The organism is Massilia agri (assembly GCF_024753255.1).
GTDB lineage: Bacteria > Pseudomonadota > Gammaproteobacteria > Burkholderiales > Burkholderiaceae_D > Telluria > Telluria agri.
Map to the genome: position 1 here is coordinate 15,101 of NZ_JANUHA010000004.1, position 20,237 is coordinate 35,337.

At 62.7% G+C, this 20,237-nt stretch carries 20 protein-coding genes; 2 read left to right on the forward strand and 18 right to left on the reverse strand.

What is annotated here, in order from left to right:
• Positions 1-34 precede the first annotated feature (34 nt).
• The 11 genes from atpA to NX780_RS07155 form a co-directional block, all read right to left on the reverse strand.
• A complete protein-coding gene (gene atpA, locus NX780_RS07105) occupies positions 35-1,576 on the reverse strand; it encodes a F0F1 ATP synthase subunit alpha (protein ID WP_258827167.1) in 1,542 nt (513 codons plus the stop codon).
• Between the two features lie 75 nt (positions 1,577-1,651).
• Positions 1,652-2,185: a F0F1 ATP synthase subunit delta gene (locus tag NX780_RS07110; protein WP_258827168.1), complete on the reverse strand. Its 534-nt coding sequence runs from the start codon at positions 2,183-2,185 to the stop codon at positions 1,652-1,654.
• A 2-nt stretch (positions 2,186-2,187) separates the two neighbouring features.
• Complete coding sequence (locus NX780_RS07115; protein ID WP_258827169.1) at positions 2,188-2,658, reverse strand: F0F1 ATP synthase subunit B; 471 nt, start codon at positions 2,656-2,658, stop codon at positions 2,188-2,190.
• A 75-nt stretch (positions 2,659-2,733) separates the two neighbouring features.
• Positions 2,734-2,973: a F0F1 ATP synthase subunit C gene (atpE, locus tag NX780_RS07120; protein ID WP_056340707.1), complete on the reverse strand. Its 240-nt coding sequence runs from the start codon at positions 2,971-2,973 to the stop codon at positions 2,734-2,736.
• Between the two features lie 86 nt (positions 2,974-3,059).
• Positions 3,060-3,911 (reverse strand): F0F1 ATP synthase subunit A, encoded by an 852-nt coding sequence (atpB, locus tag NX780_RS07125; protein WP_258827170.1) that lies wholly within the window; start codon positions 3,909-3,911, stop codon positions 3,060-3,062.
• 1 nt (position 3,912) lies between these two features.
• On the reverse strand, positions 3,913-4,251 hold the full coding sequence (locus NX780_RS07130; protein ID WP_258827171.1) for an ATP synthase subunit I: 339 nt from the start codon (positions 4,249-4,251) through the stop codon (positions 3,913-3,915).
• Positions 4,252-4,567: 316 nt separating this feature from the next.
• Positions 4,568-5,440, reverse strand: coding sequence for a ParB/RepB/Spo0J family partition protein (locus tag NX780_RS07135; protein WP_258827172.1), 873 nt, complete (start codon positions 5,438-5,440; stop codon positions 4,568-4,570).
• A gap of 20 nt (positions 5,441-5,460) precedes the next feature.
• The gene (locus tag NX780_RS07140) at positions 5,461-6,231 is read right to left on the reverse strand and encodes a ParA family protein (protein WP_258827173.1); all 771 of its coding nucleotides are present in this window, start codon (positions 6,229-6,231) and stop codon (positions 5,461-5,463) included.
• A 123-nt stretch (positions 6,232-6,354) separates the two neighbouring features.
• Positions 6,355-7,002, reverse strand: coding sequence for a 16S rRNA (guanine(527)-N(7))-methyltransferase RsmG (gene rsmG / locus NX780_RS07145; protein ID WP_258827174.1), 648 nt, complete (start codon positions 7,000-7,002; stop codon positions 6,355-6,357).
• Positions 6,999-8,930, reverse strand: coding sequence for a tRNA uridine-5-carboxymethylaminomethyl(34) synthesis enzyme MnmG (gene mnmG, locus NX780_RS07150; protein WP_258827175.1), 1,932 nt, complete (start codon positions 8,928-8,930; stop codon positions 6,999-7,001). Before mnmG ends, rsmG begins: the two co-directional genes overlap by 4 nt.
• 188 nt (positions 8,931-9,118) lie before the next feature.
• The gene (locus NX780_RS07155) at positions 9,119-9,889 is read right to left on the reverse strand and encodes a sulfite exporter TauE/SafE family protein (RefSeq protein ID WP_258827176.1); all 771 of its coding nucleotides are present in this window, start codon (positions 9,887-9,889) and stop codon (positions 9,119-9,121) included.
• Between the two features lie 112 nt (positions 9,890-10,001).
• Here NX780_RS07155 and NX780_RS07160 point away from each other — a divergent pair, with 112 nt between their 5' ends.
• Entirely contained in the window at positions 10,002-11,159 is a 1,158-nt protein-coding gene (locus NX780_RS07160) for an iron-containing alcohol dehydrogenase (RefSeq protein WP_258827177.1), read from the forward strand.
• On the opposite strand, the gene NX780_RS07165 is transcribed toward NX780_RS07160, so the two are convergent.
• The 7 genes from NX780_RS07165 to NX780_RS07195 all read right to left on the reverse strand — a co-directional run bounded on the left by NX780_RS07165 (position 11,141) and on the right by NX780_RS07195 (position 18,380).
• On the reverse strand, positions 11,141-11,974 hold the full coding sequence (locus tag NX780_RS07165; RefSeq protein WP_258827178.1) for an alpha/beta fold hydrolase: 834 nt from the start codon (positions 11,972-11,974) through the stop codon (positions 11,141-11,143). The two genes, NX780_RS07160 and NX780_RS07165, sit on opposite strands and share 19 nt — an antisense overlap.
• A 25-nt stretch (positions 11,975-11,999) precedes the next feature.
• Complete coding sequence (locus tag NX780_RS07170) at positions 12,000-12,974, reverse strand: branched-chain amino acid ABC transporter permease (protein WP_258827179.1); 975 nt, start codon at positions 12,972-12,974, stop codon at positions 12,000-12,002.
• 2 nt (positions 12,975-12,976) lie between these two features.
• The gene (locus tag NX780_RS07175) at positions 12,977-13,861 is read right to left on the reverse strand and encodes a branched-chain amino acid ABC transporter permease (RefSeq protein ID WP_258827180.1); all 885 of its coding nucleotides are present in this window, start codon (positions 13,859-13,861) and stop codon (positions 12,977-12,979) included.
• A 13-nt stretch (positions 13,862-13,874) separates the two neighbouring features.
• Positions 13,875-15,083 (reverse strand): ABC transporter substrate-binding protein, encoded by a 1,209-nt coding sequence (locus tag NX780_RS07180; RefSeq protein WP_258827181.1) that lies wholly within the window; start codon positions 15,081-15,083, stop codon positions 13,875-13,877.
• Between the two features lie 37 nt (positions 15,084-15,120).
• On the reverse strand, positions 15,121-15,828 hold the full coding sequence (locus NX780_RS07185; protein ID WP_258827182.1) for an ABC transporter ATP-binding protein: 708 nt from the start codon (positions 15,826-15,828) through the stop codon (positions 15,121-15,123).
• The gene (locus NX780_RS07190) at positions 15,825-16,598 is read right to left on the reverse strand and encodes an ABC transporter ATP-binding protein (RefSeq protein WP_258827183.1); all 774 of its coding nucleotides are present in this window, start codon (positions 16,596-16,598) and stop codon (positions 15,825-15,827) included. Before NX780_RS07190 ends, NX780_RS07185 begins: the two co-directional genes overlap by 4 nt.
• 156 nt (positions 16,599-16,754) lie before the next feature.
• Positions 16,755-18,380: a GMC family oxidoreductase gene (locus NX780_RS07195; RefSeq protein WP_258827184.1), complete on the reverse strand. Its 1,626-nt coding sequence runs from the start codon at positions 18,378-18,380 to the stop codon at positions 16,755-16,757.
• Positions 18,381-19,761: 1,381 nt separating this feature from the next.
• On the opposite strand from NX780_RS07195, the gene aac(6') reads away from it, so the two are divergent.
• Positions 19,762-20,220, forward strand: coding sequence for an aminoglycoside 6'-N-acetyltransferase (gene aac(6') / locus NX780_RS07200; protein ID WP_258827185.1), 459 nt, complete (start codon positions 19,762-19,764; stop codon positions 20,218-20,220).
• Positions 20,221-20,237 lie beyond the last annotated feature (17 nt).

The following is a 20,237-nucleotide window of genomic DNA, read 5'->3' on the forward strand; positions in this document are numbered from 1 at the left end:
CCGGCGCCGCCCTCGGGCAGCGCCAGCTTGACGATTAATATGCGCCGGATTTCTTGAAATCAGCAATGGCGGCGGCCAGCGCAGCTTCGCCGTCCTTGTCCAGTTGCTTGGTTTCGTCGATCTTCGACAGCAGGGCAGCGTGGCTCGACTTCAGGAAGTTGTGCAGGCCGTGTTCGAACGGGAGCACTTTCTTGACGTCGATGTCGTCCAGGTAGCCTTTGTTGACGGCGAACAGCGATGCGGCCATCAGCGAGGTCGACAGCGGCGAGAACTGCGGCTGCTTCAGCAGCTCGGTCACGCGCGCGCCGCGGTCCAGCTGCTTGCGGGTCGATTCGTCCAGGTCCGATGCGAACTGCGCGAACGCAGCCAGTTCACGGTACTGCGCCAGGTCGGTACGGATACCGCCCGACAGGCCCTTGATGACCTTGGTCTGGGCGGCGCCACCGACGCGCGACACCGAGATACCGGCGTTGATCGCAGGACGGATACCGGCGTTGAACAGCGAGGTCTCCAGGAAGATCTGGCCGTCGGTAATCGAAATCACGTTGGTCGGCACGAAGGCCGAGACGTCGCCTGCCTGGGTTTCGATGATCGGCAGTGCGGTCAGCGAACCGGTCTTGCCGGTGACGGCGCCATTAGTGAACTTCTCGACGTAGTCGGCGTTCACGCGGGCTGCGCGCTCGAGCAGACGGCTGTGCAGGTAGAACACGTCACCCGGGTAGGCTTCGCGGCCCGGCGGACGGCGCAGCAGCAGCGAGATCTGGCGGTAAGCAACGGCTTGCTTCGACAGGTCGTCATAGACGATCAGCGCGTCTTCGCCGCGGTCGCGGAAGTATTCGCCCATGGCGCAGCCCGAGTAGGCCGAGATGTACTGCATCGCAGCCGATTCCGAAGCGGAAGCGGCGACAACGATGGTGTACTCCATCGCGCCGTGCTGTTCCAGCGAGCGGACGATGTTCTTGATGGTCGATGCCTTCTGGCCGATTGCGACGTACACGCAGGTGACGCCCTGGCCCTTCTGGTTGATGATCGCGTCGACAGCGACAGCCGATTTACCGGTCTGGCGGTCGCCGATGATCAGCTCGCGCTGGCCACGGCCGATCGGCACCATCGCGTCGATCGACTTGATACCGGTCTGCATCGGCTGCGAGACCGATTCACGGGCGATAACGCCCGGAGCGATCTTTTCGATCGGCGCGGTCAGGCTGGTCGCGATCGGACCCTTGCCGTCGATCGGCTGGCCCAGTGCGTTGACCACGCGGCCACGCAGTTCCGGACCGATCGGCACTTCCAGGATGCGGCCGGTGGTCTTGACGGTATCGCCTTCCGAGATGTGCTCGTAGGCGCCCAGGATGACGGCGCCGACGGAGTCGCGCTCGAGGTTCATCGCCAGGCCGAAGGTGTTGCCAGGGAATTCCAGCATCTCGCCCTGCATCACGTCCGACAGACCATGGATGCGGCAGATACCGTCGGCGACGGAGATCACCGTGCCTTGATTGCGAACTTCAGCCGAACCTTCCAGACCCTGGATGCGGCTCTTGATCAGTTCGCTGATTTCAGAAGAATTAAGTTGCATGAGTGCTAACTCCAAATGTTTTTGATGCGTAGGGCAAGGGCGCTGTGGCCGGCGAGTGTCTATCGATGCTATCGATTACGAGACCAGCGCAACATGCATCTGTTGCAGCTTGGCGCGTACCGAGGTATCGAGCACTTCGTCGCCGACGACCACGCGCACACCACCGATCAGCGAAGGATCCACTGTTACCGTTGGGTTCAGCTTGCGGCCAAATTTCTTTTCCAGCGTAGCGACCAGCTGGGCCAGCTGGTCACCCGAGATCTCGAAGGCGCTGAAGATCTCCGCATCGGCGGCACCTTCGTTGGCGTTCTTCAGTGCCGCGAACTGGGCGGCGATTTCGGGCAGCAGGTTGACGCGGCCGTTTTCGGCCAGCATCGCGATAAAGTTCTTCGCTTCAGCGTTCAGCGGCGACTTGACCAGGGACGCAATCGTGTCGGCCAGCTGGGCGTGCGTGACGTTCGGGTTGCTGGCGAAAGCCTGCACGTCCGGATTGGCGCCAATCTGGCCCAGTTCGGCAGTGACGGCCGACCAGGCGGCCACGTCGCCCGACTGGGCGACACGGTACAGCGCTTCGGCGTAAGGGCGGGCGACGGTTGCGAGTTCAGCCATGATCAGAGCTCGGTCGACAGTTTCGACAGCAGGTCGGCGTGGGCCGCTGCGTTCACTTCACGCTTCAGGATCTGCTCGGCGCCTTGCACTGCCAGTGCGGCGACCTGGCCACGCAGTTCTTCGCGGGCGCGGTTCACTTGCTGCTCGGCGTCTGCGTTGGCGCTTGCTACGATGCGGGCGGCTTCTTCGGCGGCGGTGGCCTTGGCTGCTTCGATGATCTGGGCAGCGCGCTTTTCAGCGTCGGCGATGCGCTTCTGGACTTCGTCACGGGCGCCAGCCATTTCGGCCTGGACGCGCTTTTCAGCGGCAGCCAGGTCAGCCTTGCCACGGTCAGCAGCGGCGAGGCCGTTCGCAATCCTCTCGGCGCGCTCGTCGAGCGCTTTCATCAGCGGCGGCCACACGAATTTCATCGTGAACAGCGCCAGGATGAAGAAGACAGCGAACTGGGCAAACAGAGTTGCGTTAAGGTTCACGGTTTTATCCTTCTTACAGAAACACGGATGCCGAACCAGGACTGGTTCGGCTCTTCAGGTCAAGCGCGTGCTTGATTAGCTGAACGGACGTGCGAAGACGAACAGCATGGCGATACCGACGCCGATCAGGAATGCCGCGTCGATCAGACCAGCCAGCAGGAACATCTTGGTCTGCAGGGTGTTCATCAGTTCTGGCTGACGTGCAGAAGCTTCCAGGTACTTACCGCCCATGATTGCGATACCGATGCAAGCACCGATAGCGCCCAGGCCGATGATCAAACCGCAAGCCAGTGCAACAAAAGAAAGGTCAGTCATGTGTAACTCCAAAAGTTAATTTAAAAACTAGATTAAAAACTACAACTTCTTTACAACCACTATCTGTTCGATGCTTGCGGCGCCGATCAGTGGCCTTCATGGGCCTGACCGATATACACCAGCGTCAGCATCATGAAGATGAATGCCTGCAGGAACACGATCAGGATGTGGAAGATCGCCCAAATCGAGCCGGCAATCACCTGACCAACGAAACCGAAGACGGTAGCGGTCGAGCCCAGCAGAGCGATCAAGAGGAACAGCAGCTCACCGGCGTACATATTGCCGAACAGTCGCATACCGAGCGACACCATTTTTGCTGCATATTCGATGATGTTCAGGAGCAGGTTGAACGGCGCCATGTAGATGCCGAACGGGGCTGCGAACAGTTCGTGGATGAAGCCGCCCAGGCCCTTGATCTTGATGCCGTAGTAGAGCATCAGGCAGAGCACGCCCAGCGAGATGCCGATGGTGCCGTTCAGGTCAGCGGTCGGGACCACGCGGTGATACGGGAAGACGTCGGTCAGGCCCAGCCATTCGAAGCCTTTGGCGAACATGTCGACTGGCAGGAAGTCCAGCGAGTTCATCAGGGCGACCCAGACGAAGACGGTCAGCGCCAGCGGAGCGATGAAGCTGCGGTCGCCGTGGACGATCGACTTCGACTGGTCTTCGACCATTTCGACCAGCATCTCGACGGCAGCCTGGAAACGGCCCGGCACGCCCGAGGTGGCTTTACGGGCGGCCATCCACATGAACAGGCAGCCGAGCACGCCCATCAGGACGGACCAGAAGATGGTGTCGTAGTTGACGACACTGAAGTCGACCACGAAATCCTGGTGCTTGTTCGACAGGTGGCCCAGGTGGTGGGTGATGTACTCCGATGGGGTCGGGTTGGCGTGCGATCCTGCTGCTGCGACGCCTTCTACGCTTGGACTCGTCATGTCAGTGCCTAAATAATAAGATGATGTAACTTTTCAGCGCCACGACGAACCCGGCGAACAGCGCCAGCCAGTTCAGATCGTGGTACAGCTTGGCGGTCGCGAACAGGAGCGCGACCGTCAATATGATCTTTACAAATTCCCAGATGAAGAATGTTGCAGGACTGGCGCCGCCCGCGCGATGCGCATTGGCGAACAGTCTTACTGCCATGATGCCGTTGGGCACTACACAACACAAACCGCCCAGTACTGCCGAAAACATCGCAGACCATCCCCCCAGTAGTGCGGCGATGACGCCTGCGACTACCGTGGCCATCAATTGCAGGGAGACGATGCGCAGCATATTTTTGTAGTTTCGCGCTGGCGCACTTGGATGGTTAACGATGTGGTAATTACATGAATCAGCGGGATTATAAGTGGTTATACGGACGCGAGTCAAACGATTCCGCGCTTATAACTGCTGCGTAAAGATGTGATGGAAGCAACATGGAGAATGACAAAATCTCCATATTTTCAACTACTTAACCGAAGGGTCAGTAGGGTGGTCGGCTCTGCCGGCCGCGCGTTCAAACCGCGGCTGAGTTGTGGTGCCGTGGCATGCATACGTCGGTTGAACGCGTGGGCGAGGGACTCGCCCACCCTACGAAAAACGTTAAATCTCAGGCGCGCAGGCGGGCCAGCACGCCGTCCAGGATGTCGAGGTCGGCAAAGTCGATGATGAGCTGGCCCTTGCCTTTGGCGCCCATCTTGAACATCACTGGCGTGGCCAGCTTGTCCGACAGCTCTTCTTCCAGGCGGACGATGTCGCCGGGCTTTTCCTTGGCGCGGGCGGTGGCGGCCGGGCTGGCCTGTTCCTCGAGGGCGCGGGCGACCAGCTTCTCGGTCTCGCGCACCGACAGGCGTTTGGCGATCACCTGGTTCGCCAGCGTGATCTGGTTCGCGCTGTCGACGGCGAGCAAGGCGCGGGCATGTCCCATGTCGATGTCGCCGGCCATCAGCATGGTCTGGACCGGCTGGGCCAGGTTGATCAGGCGCAGCAGGTTCGACACCGCGCTGCGCGAGCGGCCGACCGCGGTGGCCGCCTGCTCGTGGGTGAAATCGAAATCGTTGATCAGGCGCTGGATGCCCTGGGCCTCTTCGAGCGGATTCAGGTCTTCGCGCTGGATGTTCTCGATCAGGGCCATGGCGGCGGCCGACTGGTCGTCGACTTCGCGCACGAGGACCGGGATCTCTTCCAGGCCGGCCATCTGGGCCGCGCGGAAGCGGCGCTCGCCGGCAATGATCTCGTAGGGCACGGGAGCGCCCTCCCCCAGCGGCCGCACCAGCACCGGCTGCATGATGCCCTGGGTCTTGATGGAGGCGGCCAGCTCGCTGAGCGAGGTTTCGTCCATGCGGGTGCGCGGCTGGTATTTGCCGGCCTGGATCTGCGTCACCGGCAGCGAGGAGGGAGCGGTGCTTTGCGCCGGCTGGCTGTCGCCGCCGAGGAGTGCGTCGAGCCCGCGGCCGAGCCCTTTCAATTTCTTGGTTGCCATTTCTGTGTCAGCTTTCTTGATTACATAGTCTTGATGCGTTCGACCATTTCGGCGCCGAAGGCGATGTACGCCTGGGCGCCCTTGGACGAGGGATCGAACACGACGCCGGGGATGCCATACGAGGGCGCTTCGGCCAGGCGCACGTTGCGCGGGATGATGGTCTTGAAGACCTTGTCGCCGAAGTGCTGTTCCAGCTGTCCCGAGACCTGCTGCGAGAGCGTCATGCGCGGATCGAACATCACCCGCAAGAGGCCGATGATGCGCAGGTCGGTGTTCAGGTTGGCGTGTACCTTCTTGATCGTGTTGACCAGGTCGGACAGGCCCTCGAGCGCGTAGTACTCGCACTGCATCGGAATGATGACGCCGTGCGCCGAGCACAGGCCGTTCAACGTCAGCAGCGACAGCGCAGGCGGGCAGTCGATCAGGATGAAATCGTAGTCCTTGTCGACCAGGGCCAGGGCATCCTTCAGGCGGCGTTCGCGGTTCTCCAGCGAGACCATCTCGACCTCGGCGCCGGCCAGCTCGCGGTTGGCGGGCAGCACGTCGAAGCGCCCCGCTTCCGAACGCACCTTCGCGCTCGCCACGTCGGACTCGCCAAGCAGCACCTGGTAGATCGAGCTGGCGAGCGTCGCCTTGTTGATGCCGGCGCCCATGGTGGCATTGCCCTGCGGGTCGAGGTCCACCAGCAGCACGCGCTGCTCGAGCTTCGCCAGGCCGGCCGACAGGTTCACGGAGGTGGTGGTCTTGCCGACGCCACCCTTCTGGTTCGCTACGCAAAAAATCTTCGCCATCTATTCCTATCCGTTGGAATCAGCAACAAGGCAATATATCGTTCATATCGTACAAACCATTTTAACGATTCGTATTTTATAAACGATATAAACTGTTTATACGATTTATTCTATTTATTCTGTTTATGCGGATCGTTCCACGAAAACCAGGTGGCGCTCCGCTCCCAGCCTTGGAACCTGCAAGGGCTGCAAACCGGTGATTCGCCACTCCGTCGGGATCCGCTCCTGTTCTTCCGCCGGCGCCGTGCCTTTCAGCGCAATGAATTTGCCGCCTTCCGCCAGAAGGTGTCCGGACCAGTTCAGGAAATCGCTCAGGTCCGCGAAAGCCCGCGAGGTGATGACGTCGAATTTGTCACTCACCTCGAGGTCCTGCACTTTCATCGTGTGCACGGTGACGTTGGAAAGCTCCAGCTCGGCCTTCACCTGCTTCAGGAAGGCCGTTTTCTTGTGTACGGTGTCGATCATCGACACTTTCATGCCTGGCCTGGTAATCGCCAGCACGATGCCCGGCAATCCGCCCCCTGCCCCGACGTCCAGCACGTTATGGGCGTCCACGAAGGCCGGCACCGCGGCGAGCGAATCCAGCAGGTGGTGGGTCACCATCTGCATCGGGTCGCGCAGCGAAGTCAGGTTGTAGACGCCGTTCCACTTGCTCATCAGCGCCAGGTAATCCATCAGCTTTTCCTGCTGGGCTGCCGGCACGTCCAGCTTCATCTCGGCAATTCCATCGGCCAGCACGTGCGCCAGGGCGGCGCGGTCGAAACCCCTCATTCGGCCGCCTCCGCTGGAGCATTGGTGAAGCCCTTCGCGCCGCGTTTTTTGAGGTGCACCAGCAGCAGCGAGATCGCCGCCGGGGTCACGCCCGAGATGCGCGAGGCCTGGCCCAGCGTCTCCGGACGCTGCTTGTCGAGCTTCTGGCGCACCTCGATCGACAGGGCCTGGATCTCCAGGTAGTTCAGGTTTTCCGGCAGCTTCAGGTTCTCGTAGTGGTCGTGACGCTCCACTTCGCGCGCCTGGCGGTTGATGTAGCCCGCGTACTTCAGCTGGATCTCGATCTGTTCCTTCACCGCCGGGTCTTCCACGCCGGGGCCGGCCAGGGGCTGCCCCTCCATGCCCGTCATGGTCATCAGGGTGTCGTACTGCACTCCGGGGCGGCGCAGCAGGTCGGCCAGGTTGTACTCACGCTCGAGGGCCTGCCCCACCACACGTTCGGATTCCGCGGCAGCCAGGATACGCGGATTCACCCAGGTCGAACGCAGGCGCTCGAGTTCCCGGGCGATGGCTTCGCGCTTGGTCTCGAAAGCAGCCCACTGGGCGTCGCCCACGATGCCCAGCTTGCGGCCGATTTCCGTCAGGCGCATGTCGGCATTGTCCTCACGCAGCGACAGGCGGTATTCCGCGCGGCTGGTGAACATGCGGTAAGGCTCGGCCACGCCTTGCGTGGTCAGGTCGTCGACCAGCACGCCGAGGTAGGCTTCCGAGCGGCCCGGGGTCCAGGCTTCCTCGCCCTTGGTCTGCAGCGCGGCGTTCAGGCCGGCGAGCAGGCCCTGGGCCGCGGCTTCCTCGTAGCCGGTGGTGCCGTTGATCTGGCCGGCGAAGAACAGGCCCTTGATCGTCTTGGTTTCGAGCGAAGCCTTCAGGCCGCGCGGGTCGAAATAGTCGTACTCGATCGCATAGCCTGGACGCAGGATGAAAGCGTTCTCCAGGCCGCGCATCGAGCGCACCAGTTCCAGCTGCACGTCGAACGGCAGGCTGGTCGAGATCCCGTTCGGGTAGAACTCGTTGGTCGTGAGGCCTTCCGGCTCCAGGAAGATCTGGTGCGACTCTTTCGAGGCGAAGCGGTGGATCTTGTCCTCGATCGAAGGGCAGTAACGCGGGCCCACGCCTTCGATGACGCCGGTGTACATCGGGCTGCGGTCGAGGCCATTGCGGATGATGTCGTGGGTCTTCTCGTTGGTGTGCGTGACCCAGCACGGCACCTGGCGCGGGTGCATGGCGGCATTGCCCATGACCGAAAACACCGGTACCGGATCGAGGTCGCCCGGCTGTTCGGCCAACACAGAGAAGTCGATGCTGCGGCCGTCGATGCGCGGCGGCGTGCCGGTTTTCAGGCGGCCTTGCGGCAGTTTCAGTTCCTTCAGGCGGCTTGACAGCGACAGGGCCGGCGGGTCACCGGCGCGGCCACCCGAGTAATTCTGCAGGCCGACGTGGATCTTCCCGTCGAGGAAAGTACCGGCAGTCAGCACCACGGCGCGGGCGCGGAAGCGCAGGCCGACCTGGGTGACGGCGCCGACCACGCGGTCGCCCTCCACCATCAGGTCGTCCACCGCCTGCTGGAACAGCCACAGGTTCGGCTGGTTTTCGATACGCGAACGGATCGCGGCCTTGTACAAGACACGGTCAGCCTGCGCGCGGGTGGCGCGCACGGCAGGGCCTTTCGAGGAGTTCAGGATGCGGAACTGGATGCCGGACTCGTCCGTAGCGATGGCCATGGCGCCGCCGAGGGCGTCGACTTCCTTGACCAGGTGGCCCTTGCCGATGCCACCGATCGACGGGTTGCAGGACATGGCGCCCAGCGTTTCGATGTTATGGGTCAGCAGCAGGGTCTTCTGACCTGTGCGTGCGGACGCGAGTGCAGCCTCGGCACCGGCATGGCCGCCGCCGACGACGATGACGTCGAATTCAGTAGGAAATAGCATGATGAGGAGTGGTGCGAGGAGACTAATGCGCGATTATAGATTCTTTTTCTTGCAGGACTCTTCAGCGGCCCGAAAACGACAGATTTTGTTCCACGTGGAACATAGTTGCCGACATTCTTGTGAATGTTTCACGTGGAACAAAAACAAAAAAGCCGGGCGAGCCCGGCTTCATTGTTTCACGTGGAACGTCACCAACCTATCTTGCTGAAGGCATCGTAAGCAGTCTTGAGGATCAAGGCCGAGACCACAACCAGGAACAGTTTGCGGACGAAAGCGCTACCATGCTTCAGCGCCAGCTTCGTACCGATCAGCGAGCCGGCAACCTGGCACACCGCCATCATCAGGCCGAGCTGCCACAGGATATGGCCGCTGTAGCCGAACCAGAGCAAGGCCGAGAAGTTGCAGGCGACGTTCACGATCTTCGCTGCCGCCGATGCGCCGAGGAAGTCGAAGCCGAAGAAGCGTACGAAAAGGAAGATCAGGAAGCTGCCCGTGCCCGGACCGAAGAAGCCGTCATAAAATCCGATCGCAGCGCCAATACCGATGGCCCAGTACCGTTCGGCCAGTCCGCTATGCACCGGCGCATGGACGGCGCCGAGATCCTTCTTTTTGAAGGTATAGACAGCCACGGCCACGAGGACGATGGGCAGCAGCGTACGTACAAAGTCCGCCGGCACGCGCGTCACCGTCCAGGCGCCGACGAAGGACAGGATAAAAGCGGCCACAGCGGCAGGCGCCGCCGTGCTCCACGCCACCCGCACGCGCCGGGCGTAATTCACTGCCGCAGCGCTGGTACCGAAGATGCTGGCGAACTTGTTGGTGCCCAGCAGGGTCGCGGGAACTTCTTTCGGAAGGACGGAGAAGATGGCGGGAATCTGGATCAGGCCGCCGCCGCCAACGACGGCGTCGACCAGGCCGGCGGTGAAGGCAGCCGCGCCGAGCCAAGCAAAATCAATCATGGGAAGACATCGAGGAATGCAGAGGCTGCATTGTACTCCCAGGCATCAAACAGCTGGACAAACCCATGCCGGAATGCGGTAAGCTCAGGAAAAAACGACAGGGAGACATCCGATGAGCAGCTTCGCCTTCAGCACCGTCGCCACCCTCCTTTCCGAGCCAGGCCTCGCCCGCCGCCTCGGCGAGGTAATCACCGAACGCTTCCCAAACGTGCGCCGCCCCTTGATCGTCACCGACGCCGGCTTCCTGCGCACCGGCCTGCTCGACCTGCCCAGGCTCAGCCTCGAGCAAAACGGCAAGTCCGCCATCGTCTTCTCGGAGGTGCTGGCCGATCCACCGGAATCGGTCGTCCTCGCCGCCGTCGACGCGGCGCGTCGCATGGAAGCCGACCTCGTGATCGGTATCGGCGGCGGAAGCTCGATGGACGTCGCGAAGCTGGTGGCGGTACTGGCGCCCTCACCCCAGCTACTTCCTGAAATCTACGGCATCGGAAAAGTGTCCGGCAAACGCCTGCCGCTGATACAGGTGCCGACCACGGCGGGGACCGGCTCCGAGGTCACCAACATCGCCATCGTCACGACCGGCGCCGCCACCAAGATGGGCGTCGTCGCGCCCCAGCTGTACGCCGACCTGGCCATCCTCGACGCAACGCTGACCCTGGGTTTGCCGCCGGCCGTGAGGGCGGCCACTGGCATCGATGCGATGGTGCACGCCATCGAAGCGTACACGAGCAAGCACAAAAAGAACCCGATCTCGGATGCGCTGGCCCGGGAAGCCTTGCGCCTGCTGTCGCGGAACCTGATCCGCGCCTGCGAACACGGGCACGACCTGGAAGCGCGCCAGGCGATGCTGCTGGGCGCTTGCCTCGCCGGCCAGGCCTTCTCGAACGCGCCGGTGGCGGCGGTGCACGCGCTGGCCTATCCCATCGGCGGCATCTTCCACGTGCCGCACGGCCTGTCGAACTCCCTGGTGCTGCCGCATGTGCTGCGCTTCAATATGCCGGCAGCGGCCGGGCTCTATGCGGAACTGGCGGCCATCGTCGTGCCGCATGCCAGCGGCAGCGAAGAAGCACGGACCGAGGCGCTTATTGTTGCAATGCAGCAGATCGCGAAGATCACCGGCATCGAGACCATGCTCAGCCAGGTCGGCATCAGGGAAAGCGACCTCGACCGGCTGGCGGCGGACGCCATGCTGCAGACCCGTCTGCTCGGCAACAATCCGCGCGAGCTGACGCAGGCGGACGCGCGCGCGATCTACGCGGCGGCTTTGTAGGGCGGCAGGAAGTCGAGCAGCAGGGCGTTGAGGCGCTCGGTGGCGGACAGCTGCATCCAGTGCCCCGCCCCCTTCAAGGCCTCGTAACGAAAGCCCGCGCGGCAATGGTGGACCGAGTCCAGCATCTGCTTCTCGCCCAGGGCCGGGTCACGGTCGCTCCAGATGCCCATCACGGGCACCTCGACCGGGCGCCAATGGTGGGGCCGGCCCAGCTTGATGTTCGCGCGGTAGTAGTTCAGCGCCGCGGTCAGGCGTCCTTCCGGCTCCAGCGCCGCGCGCCAGATCGCCAGTTGCTCCTTGCGGCGCGTCATCTGGCGCAGGAAGAACCAGTCATTGGCGCGGATCGCATGTTCCGCCACCACCGGCATCAGGAAGCCGAGGATGTACCAGAAACGCATCTGCTGGGTCACGCCGGCATTGGCGATCGCGGCCGGGTGGCCGGTCGACATGGCGACGAAACGCTCGAAGCGCTGCGGCGCGTCCATGCACAGCTGCCAGCCGACCAGGCCGCCCCAGTCGTGGCCGACGAGCGCCGCCTTCTCCACGCCCAGCGCGTCCATGAGGCCGAGGATGTCGGCGCACAGGAATTCGATCGCGTAGGCCCCCGTACTCTCCGGCGCATCGGTCTTGCCGTAGCCGCGCATGTCCGGCGCGATCACCCGGTAGCCGGCCTTCGCCAGCGCGGGAATCTGGTGGCGCCAGATCTCGTGGGTATCGGGAAAACCGTGCATCAGGATCACGGTGGGACCTTCGCCCGCGCTGACGTAATGCATGCGCAGGCCGTGCACGTCGACGAAATGGGATTCGAGGTTCATGTCCGCTCCACTGGCAGAAGGCGCTTCAGGCGGCCTGCTTGCGGCCGCGCTCTAGCTTTGAAGCTATTTCCCCCACAATACCACGACGGAACAAGAGAACACAGACAATAAAAATCAGGCCCGTCACCATCCCGACCGACTCGCCGAGGGTGCCGAACCAGGCGATGCCGGTATGTTCCGCCAGCCAGCCGCCGACGTCGCCCAGCTTGTTTTCCAGCGCCACCACGATGAAGGCCCCCAGCACCGGGCCCGCCATCGTCCCCATGCCGCCGACGAGCGTCATCAGGACCACCAGGCCCGACATGGTCCAGTGCACGTCGGTGAGCGTCTCGAAGCCCAGCACGACCGTTTTGGTGGCCCCGGCGAGCCCTGCCAGGCCTGCGGACAGCACGAAGGCGAGCAGCTTGTAGCGGTCGACCTCGTAGCCCAGCGACACGGCGCGCGCCTCGTTGTCCCTGATCGCCCCCAGCACCTGGCCGAAGGGCGAATGCACGGTGCGCACCACCAAGGCAAAACCGCCCACGGCGATCGCCAGCACCAGGTAGTACATGGCCAGGTCGTTCGACAGGTCCAGGCCGAACAGCGTCCCGCGCGGCACGCCCTGCAAGCCATCCTCGCCGTGCGTAAACGGCGAGCGCAGCGCCGCGAAATACACCATCTGGGCCAGCGCCAGCGTGATCATCGAGAAATAGATGCCCTGGCGGCGAATCGCCAGCGCGCCGATTACCAGGCCCAGCAGGCTGGAAGCCAGCACGCCCAGCACGATGCCGAGCCCGGTCGGCAGTCCGCTCACGGCCAGCAGGTGGCCCGTGACATAGCCGGCGCTGCCGAAAAAAGCGGCATGCCCGAAGGACAGCAGGCCGGTGAACCCGATCAAGAGATTGAAGGCGCAGGCGAACAGGGCGAAGCACAGGAGCTTCATCAGGAACACGGGATAGGCGACGAAGGGCGCTGCCAAAAAAAGCAGCAGTGCCAGGGTATAGCCGACTTTCTTGTTCATGCCTATTTTTCCTTGCCGAAGAGCCCGGCCGGACGCAGCAGCAGGACGATGACCATCACGACGAAGACGACGACTTCCGACCCTTCCGGATAGAACACCCGGGTCAGGCCCTCGATCACGCCCAGGCCGAGGCCGGTCAGGATGGAACCGAGGATGGAACCCATGCCGCCGATCACCACCACGGCAAACACGACGATGATCAGGTTCGAGCCCATCAGCGGCGTGACGTTGATGACGGGCGCCGCCAGCACGCCGGCGAATCCCGCCAGCGCCACGCCGAAGCCATAGGTGAGCGTGACCATCAGCGGCACGTTGACGCCGAAGGCCTCGACCAGCTTCGGGTTCTCGGTACCGGCGCGCAACAGCGCGCCCAGCCGGGTTTTCTCGATGACGAACCAGGTCGACAGGCAGACCGTCAGCGAGGCGACCACCACCCAGGCGCGGTAGTTCGGCAGGATCATGAAGCCGAGGTCGGTCGCCCCGCTCAGGCGTTCCGGCACGTCCAGGGTTTGCCCGGACACGCCAAAGAAGGAGCGGAACACGCCTTCCAGCAGCAGGGTGATGCCGAAGGTCAGCAGCAGGCCGTAGAGGTGGTCGAAGCGGTACAGCCAGCGCAGCATCGAACGCTCGACCAGGATGCCGAACAGGCCGACGATGAGGGGCGCCAGCAGCAGCATGGTCCAGTAGTCCAGGCCGAAGCTGGTGACCCCGATCCAGGCGGCAAAAGCGCCGCACATATAGAGGGCGCCGTGGGCAAAGTTGATGACATTGAGCAGGCCGAAGATGACGGCCAGGCCCAGCGAGAGCATGGCGTAGAAAGAGCCGTTGACCAGGCCGAGCAGCAGCTGGCTCAGCAGGGCCTGGTGGGGAATGCCGAAGATCTCCATGCGGGGCGCCGGCTCACTTCCACAGCGCGCACTTGGTTTCGGCCTTCTTCGTGTAGGCCTGCTCGCCCGGGATGGTGGCGACGACCTTATAGTAGTCCCAGGCGCCCTTCGATTCCTTCGGCGTCTTCACCTGCATCAGGTACATGTCGTAGACCATGCGGCCATCGGGGCGGATCACGCCGTTCTTGGCGAACATGTCGTTGATCGGGGTCTTCTTCAGATGGGCCATGACCTTGTCGGCGTTGTCGGTCCCCAGTGCTTTCACCGCTCCCAGGAACTGCATGGTGGCCGAGTAATCGCCCGCCTGCAGCATCGAAGGCTGCTTCTTCATCTTGGCGAAATAGCGCTTGGCCCAGGCGCGCGATTCCGGCGTGCGGTCCCAGTACCAGCCGTCGGTGAGGTACATGCCCTGGGTCGTGTTCAGGCCCAGGCTGTGGACATCGTTGATGAACACCAGGAGGCCGGCCACCTTCATCTTCTTGGTCAGGCCGAACTCGTTGGCGGCCTTCACGGCATTGATCAGGTCGCCGCCCGCATTGGCCATGCCCAGCACCTGGGCCCTGGACGACTGCGCCTGCAGCAGGAAGGACGAGAAGTCCGAGGCCGACAGCGGATGCTTGACGCTGCCCACCACGGTGCCGCCACCCCCCTTCACGACATCGGCCGTATCCTTCTCGAGCGACTGGCCGAAGGCATAGTCGGCGGTCAGGAAGTACCAGGACTTGCCGCCCTGCTTGAGCATGGTGGCGCCGGTGCCGCGCGCCAGCGCCACCGTGTCGTAGGCGTAGTGGACGGTGTAGGGCGTGCACTGTTCGTTGGTCAGTTGCGCGGTGCCGGAGCCGATGGCGATGAAGACCTTCTTTTTTTCCGCGGCGACCTTGGCCATCGCGAGGCTGGCGCCGGAATTGGTGCCGCCGATGAGCAGGTCCACGCCCTCGCGGTCGAACCATTCGCGCGCCTTGGAGGCGGCGATGTCCGGTTTGTTCTGGTGATCGGCGACGACCAGCTGGACCTTCTTGCCGTTGATGGCGCCGCCCATGTCGGCGATGGCCATGCGGATCGCTTCCGCCCCGCCATTGCCGTCCACGTCGGAATACACGCCGGACAGGTCGGTGATGAAACCGATCTTGATGACGTCGCCCGAGATCTGGGCCTGGACGGGCATGGACAGGCCGAAGGTGGCGAAGGCGGTGGCGGCAAGGGCGATGGCGCTGCGTTTCATAAGGTCTCAGTTATTGTGCGAGTACGATTTCTTCAATTCACACGCCGAGCAGCTCGGTGAGCACCGGCATCCTGTCATCCAGTTGCGCGGCCGCTATCGTCTCGACGACCTGGCCGTGTTCGATCACGTAAAAGCGGTCCGCCAGCGGAGCCGCGAAGCGGAAGTTCTGTTCGACCATGACGATGGTGTAGCCCTGCGCCTTGAGCGCCGTGATGGTGCGCGCCAGGCTCTGCACGATCACCGGCGCCAGGCCTTCCGAGATCTCGTCCAGCAGCAGCAGGCGCGCGCCGGTGCGCAGGATGCGGGCGACGGCCAGCATCTGCTGTTCGCCGCCCGACAGGCGCGTGCCCTGGCTGTGGCGGCGCTCATGGAGCTGCGGGAACATGGCGTAGATCTCGTCCACCGTCATGCCCTTCCCGCTCCCCTGCAGCTGCGGCGGCAGCAGCAGGTTTTCCTCGCAGGAGAGCGAGGAAAAGATGCCGCGCTCTTCGGGACAGTAGCCGATGCCGAGGTGGGCGATCTTGTAGGTCGGCAGGCCGATGCTTTCCACGCCCTTGATGCGGATCGAGCCGCTGCGCCGGCCGGTCAGGCCCATGATGGCGCGCAGCAAGGTCGTGCGCCCTGCGCCGTTGCGGCCCAGCAGGGTGACGACTTCGCCCTCCCCGACCTGCAGGTCGATGCCGTGCAGGATGTGCGATTCGCCATACCAGGCGTGCAGCTGCCTGACGTCGAGCAGCGGGCTCAATGCCGTGCTCCCGCCAGTTCTCCATCGGCTGTGCCCATATAGGCCTCCATCACCTGTGGATTACCCGACACCTCGGCATAGCTGCCCTCGGCCAGCACCGCGCCCTGCTTCAGTACGGAGATGCGATCGCAGATGCCGGCCACCACCTTCATATTGTGTTCGACCATCAGGATGGTGCGCCCCGCCGCCACCTTGCGGATGAGTTCGGTAACCCTGTGGACATCTTCGTGGCCCATGCCCTGGGTCGGCTCGTCCAGCAGCATCAGTTCCGGTTCCATCGCCAGGGTCGTGGCGATCTCGAGGGCGCGCTTGCGGCCATAGGGCAGGTCGGCCGTCAGGGTGTCCGCAAAGTTTTCCAGGCCGACCTCGCCCAGCAGGGCCAGCGCCTGGCCGTTCAGCCCGTCCAGCGAACGGCTGCTGCGCCAGAAGTGGAAACTGGTGCCGAGCCGGCGTTGCAGGCCGACGCGCACGTTTTCCAGCACCGTCATGTGCGGGAAGACGGCGGAAATCTGGAAGGAACGGATGATGCCCATGCGGGCGACCTGGGCGGGACGGGCGGCCGTGATGTCGCGGCCATTGAAGAGGATGCGCCCGCTGGTCGGGGCAAGGAATTTGGTCAGCAGGTTGAAGCAGGTGGTCTTGCCGGCGCCGTTGGGGCCGATCAGGGCGTGGATGTGGCCGCGTTCGACCCGCAAGTCGACGCCGCTGACTGCCGTGAATCCCTTGAATTCCTTGGTGAGCTGCCTTGTCTCCAGGATGACATCCGCCATTGACTCTCCAGACAGGTGGTTGCGACAAGCGAACCGGGGCACTGCTTGCCAGATCATACATACAAGGCCAGGCCCTCACAATACGGCTGGCTTACCGTACGCGCCTCATGCGGCCGGCATGGGCGCACGACGCTTGTGCGCTTTTGCACGGCCAGCCTAGGCCTGCCCGGCCAGGATGTCTTGCGCCGCCTTTTCCGCGATCATGATCGTCGGTGAATTCGTGTTGCCCGAGGTGATGAAGGGCATGATCGAGGCGTCCACCACGCGCAGCCTGCCGACGCCGTGCACGCGCAGGCGGCCGTCGACCACGGCCAAGGAATCGCCCGCTTTCCCCATGCGGCAGGTGCCGACCGGGTGGAAAATCGTGGTGCCGACCAGGCCCGCCGCATGGGCCAGCTCTTCCTCGCTCTGGAATTGCGGGCCCGGCATGACCTCTTCCGGGCGGTACTTCGCCAGCGCCGGCGCGGCCACGATGCGCCGCGTCAGGCGCAGGGCGCTGGCGGCGGTGCGGCGGTCCGCTTCGGTGCTCAGGTAGTTCGGCGTGATCTTCGGCGGCGCGTAGCTGTCGGCGGACCCGATCCGCACATGGCCGCGCGAGGTCGGCTGCAGGTTGCAGACGCTGGCGGTAAAGGCCGGAAAACGGTGCAGCGGGTCGCCGAACTTGTCCAGCGACAGCGGCTGCACGTGGTACTGCAGATCCGGCGCCTGCTGCTGCGGCGAGGAGCGGGCAAAAGCGCCCAGCTGCGACGGCGCCATCGACATGGGGCCGCTCTGGAACAGCGCGTATTCGAGCCCGATCAGGAATCTGCCGAATGGTCTGGTGGCCCGGGTATTCAGGGTGGGCACACCCTGCACCTTGAAGACCATGCGCAGCTGCAGATGGTCCTGCAAATTCTCTCCGACACCGGGCAAATCGGCCACCGGATGGATGCCGTGGCGCTGCAATTCGCTTGCTGGTCCGATGCCGGACAGCTGCAGGATCTGCGGCGAGCCTACCGCCCCTGCCGCCAACAAGGTTTCGCGGTGCGCCGTGGCGGTGAAGGCGCGGCCGCCGCCGGTGAACCGGACGCCGGTGCAGGCCTTGCCCTGCGGCGTCTCCTCGAACAGCAGGCGCTCGACGTGGCAGCCGGTCATGATCGTCAGGTTTGGCCTTTGCGAGGCCGGCTTCAGGAAGGCCTTCGCCGTATTCAGGCGGATGCCGCGGCGCTGGTTGACCTCGAAATAGGCCGAACCCTCGCCCCGGCCGGCATTCAGGTCCTCGAGTTTCGGGATGCCGGTTTCAAGCGCCGCTTCACGGAAGGCGTCCAGGATCGCCCAGGACAGCCGCTGCTTTTCCACCCGCCATTCGCCGCCGGCGCCGTGCAGTTCGCTGGCGCCGAGATAATGGTCTTCGCTGCGCTTGAACAGCGGCAGCACCCGCTCCCAGCGCCAGGAATCGTCGCCCGCGACCTCGGCCCAACGCTCGTAGTCGAAGGGCTGGCCACGCATGTAGATCATGCCATTGATCGAGGAGCTCCCGCCCAGCACCTTGCCACGCGGGTAGATCAGCGACCGTCCATGCAGGCCGGGATCGGCTTCGGTACGGAACAGCCAGTCCGTGCGCGGATTGCCGATGCAGCGCAGGTAGCCGACCGGGATGTGGATCCACATGTAATCGTCCTTGCCGCCGGCTTCCAGCAGCAGCACGTTCACGTCGCGATTGCGGGTCAGGCGGTTCGCCAGCACGCAGCCCGAGGTGCCGGCGCCGACGATGATGTAGTCGTACTCGCCAGCGGACTCCAAGGCTAGCGTCCCGTGAGCAGGCCGCTCGCCAGGCGAGCCCTGCACGCTTCGCCGCCAAAGCGTTCGGAAGGCTGCGATCCGGCACCAGGTCCGCAGGCAAATGGACGCACACCGCCGTCCTTCGGCCTGCGTGTCATGGGCATGCGAAACAGCGCGTCGAGATCCATCCAACCCCTCCGTTCGTCATTCGTTGAGGCAAGCTTACCAGATCGTAAACGCCTGTCTAGAGCCCATCTGTGGATAACGCTATGGATATCCACAGGTGCGGTTTGTGCAAAACGGCCCCGATTTGACAGGGTCGCGATTCTTGTCCCCTTTTTCGAAGGCGAACCCAGGCTGACAGTGCACCGCCTTATGCTTCGCTCAAGTGCTTGATTTTTAGAGCCTCCAAGAACTTGTCCACAGAAAGGATGGGCCGTTAACCACTACTACTATCCTTGTATACAAACTTTGTTTGTAAACCTCGCGGTGCTTCCTTAAAAAAAATTTTTGCTGACACGTCGTATCAAACCGACAAACCTTGGAAGCAAAGGAGGAGCTCGCCTGATCGCTCGTATCGATGCATTGCAGGCCAAGGTCAGCAGGAAAACGGCGCGAACTCGCATGCTCCTGTGGAAAACAGATGGGATATCCACAGTATCGAATGTGCAGAACGCGGCCATTTACTAGCAGACCAAAAATCTGTCCAAGTTTCCTCCAACTCAAAAACAAGCTTTGTCCAGCAGGTTAACGCGACCGTAAACCGTTGACGTTGTGGAGAAAACCCGTCTTATCCACAAAGCAGTGCGCGTTTACTATCACTACCAGTTTGTATACAAACTTGTTTACTACAACAACAAAGACAGGAATGCGTTCGCGTATCCGTTTCCTGGCATGCAGCACTTCCGGCACCCTGTTCGCCAACGAACTGGAAGACATCGACCTTCGTTGACGACAACTTCGGGCATGCAGCCAAGATGCCGACCAGGACCGTCGACACTTCCGCTACCACCTCCTGTCTTCCCTGTTGGCCTGCAAAACCCGCGCTGACGCAGCGATTCCCGGCCGAACTGTGGAAAAGCCGATGAATATCCACAGGACCGGATGTGCAGAACGAGGTCTTTTCGTGCCTGCCAAAATTTTGTCCAAGTTCCGTTCAGGCTCCACACAGGCTTTGTTCAACCGGTTAACGCGCATGCAAATCATTGATACTGTGGAGTAAACCCGACTTATCAACAGAAAGATGCGCGTTTACTATCTACTACCAGCTTTATATACACACTTTAGTTAACCAAGAACCTGGAACTTCGCGGCCAAAAGGCCTCCGGCAGCTTGCTTTCTCTAGCCTCTCACTCCTAAGACAAGCAAAATAGAAGCTCGACTGCTCGACAAAGGCCTACGGATGACCTCGATCAAGCGCTGTACAAGTACTGAACAAGCCGGCTGGCTGGCGCTGCGCATGGCACTGTGGCCTGCAGAACGCGACGAACACCTCGCAGAAATGCGCGAGCTCTGTGCACAAGCCAATCGTTATGCACAGTTCCTGGCGTATTCGAGCTGCGGCGAGCCCCAGGGACTGGTGGAAGTCGCCCTGCGCAGCGATTATGTGAACGGCACCGATTCCTCGCCGGTCGGTTTCCTGGAAGGTCTCTATGTGGATCCGGCTTACCGCAGGCGAGGCCTTGCCGCCCAGCTGGTGGCCGTTGCTGAAAAATGGTGCAGAGAACAGGGATGCACGGAGATGGCATCGGATGCGCTGCTCGAGAACACGGTCAGCCATGCCATGCACAAGGCACTCGGATTCGAGGAAACGGAGCGGGTGGTCTACTTCCGCAAGCCGCTCGACAAACAGGATAAGTGATTAAAAAAACAGGAAAA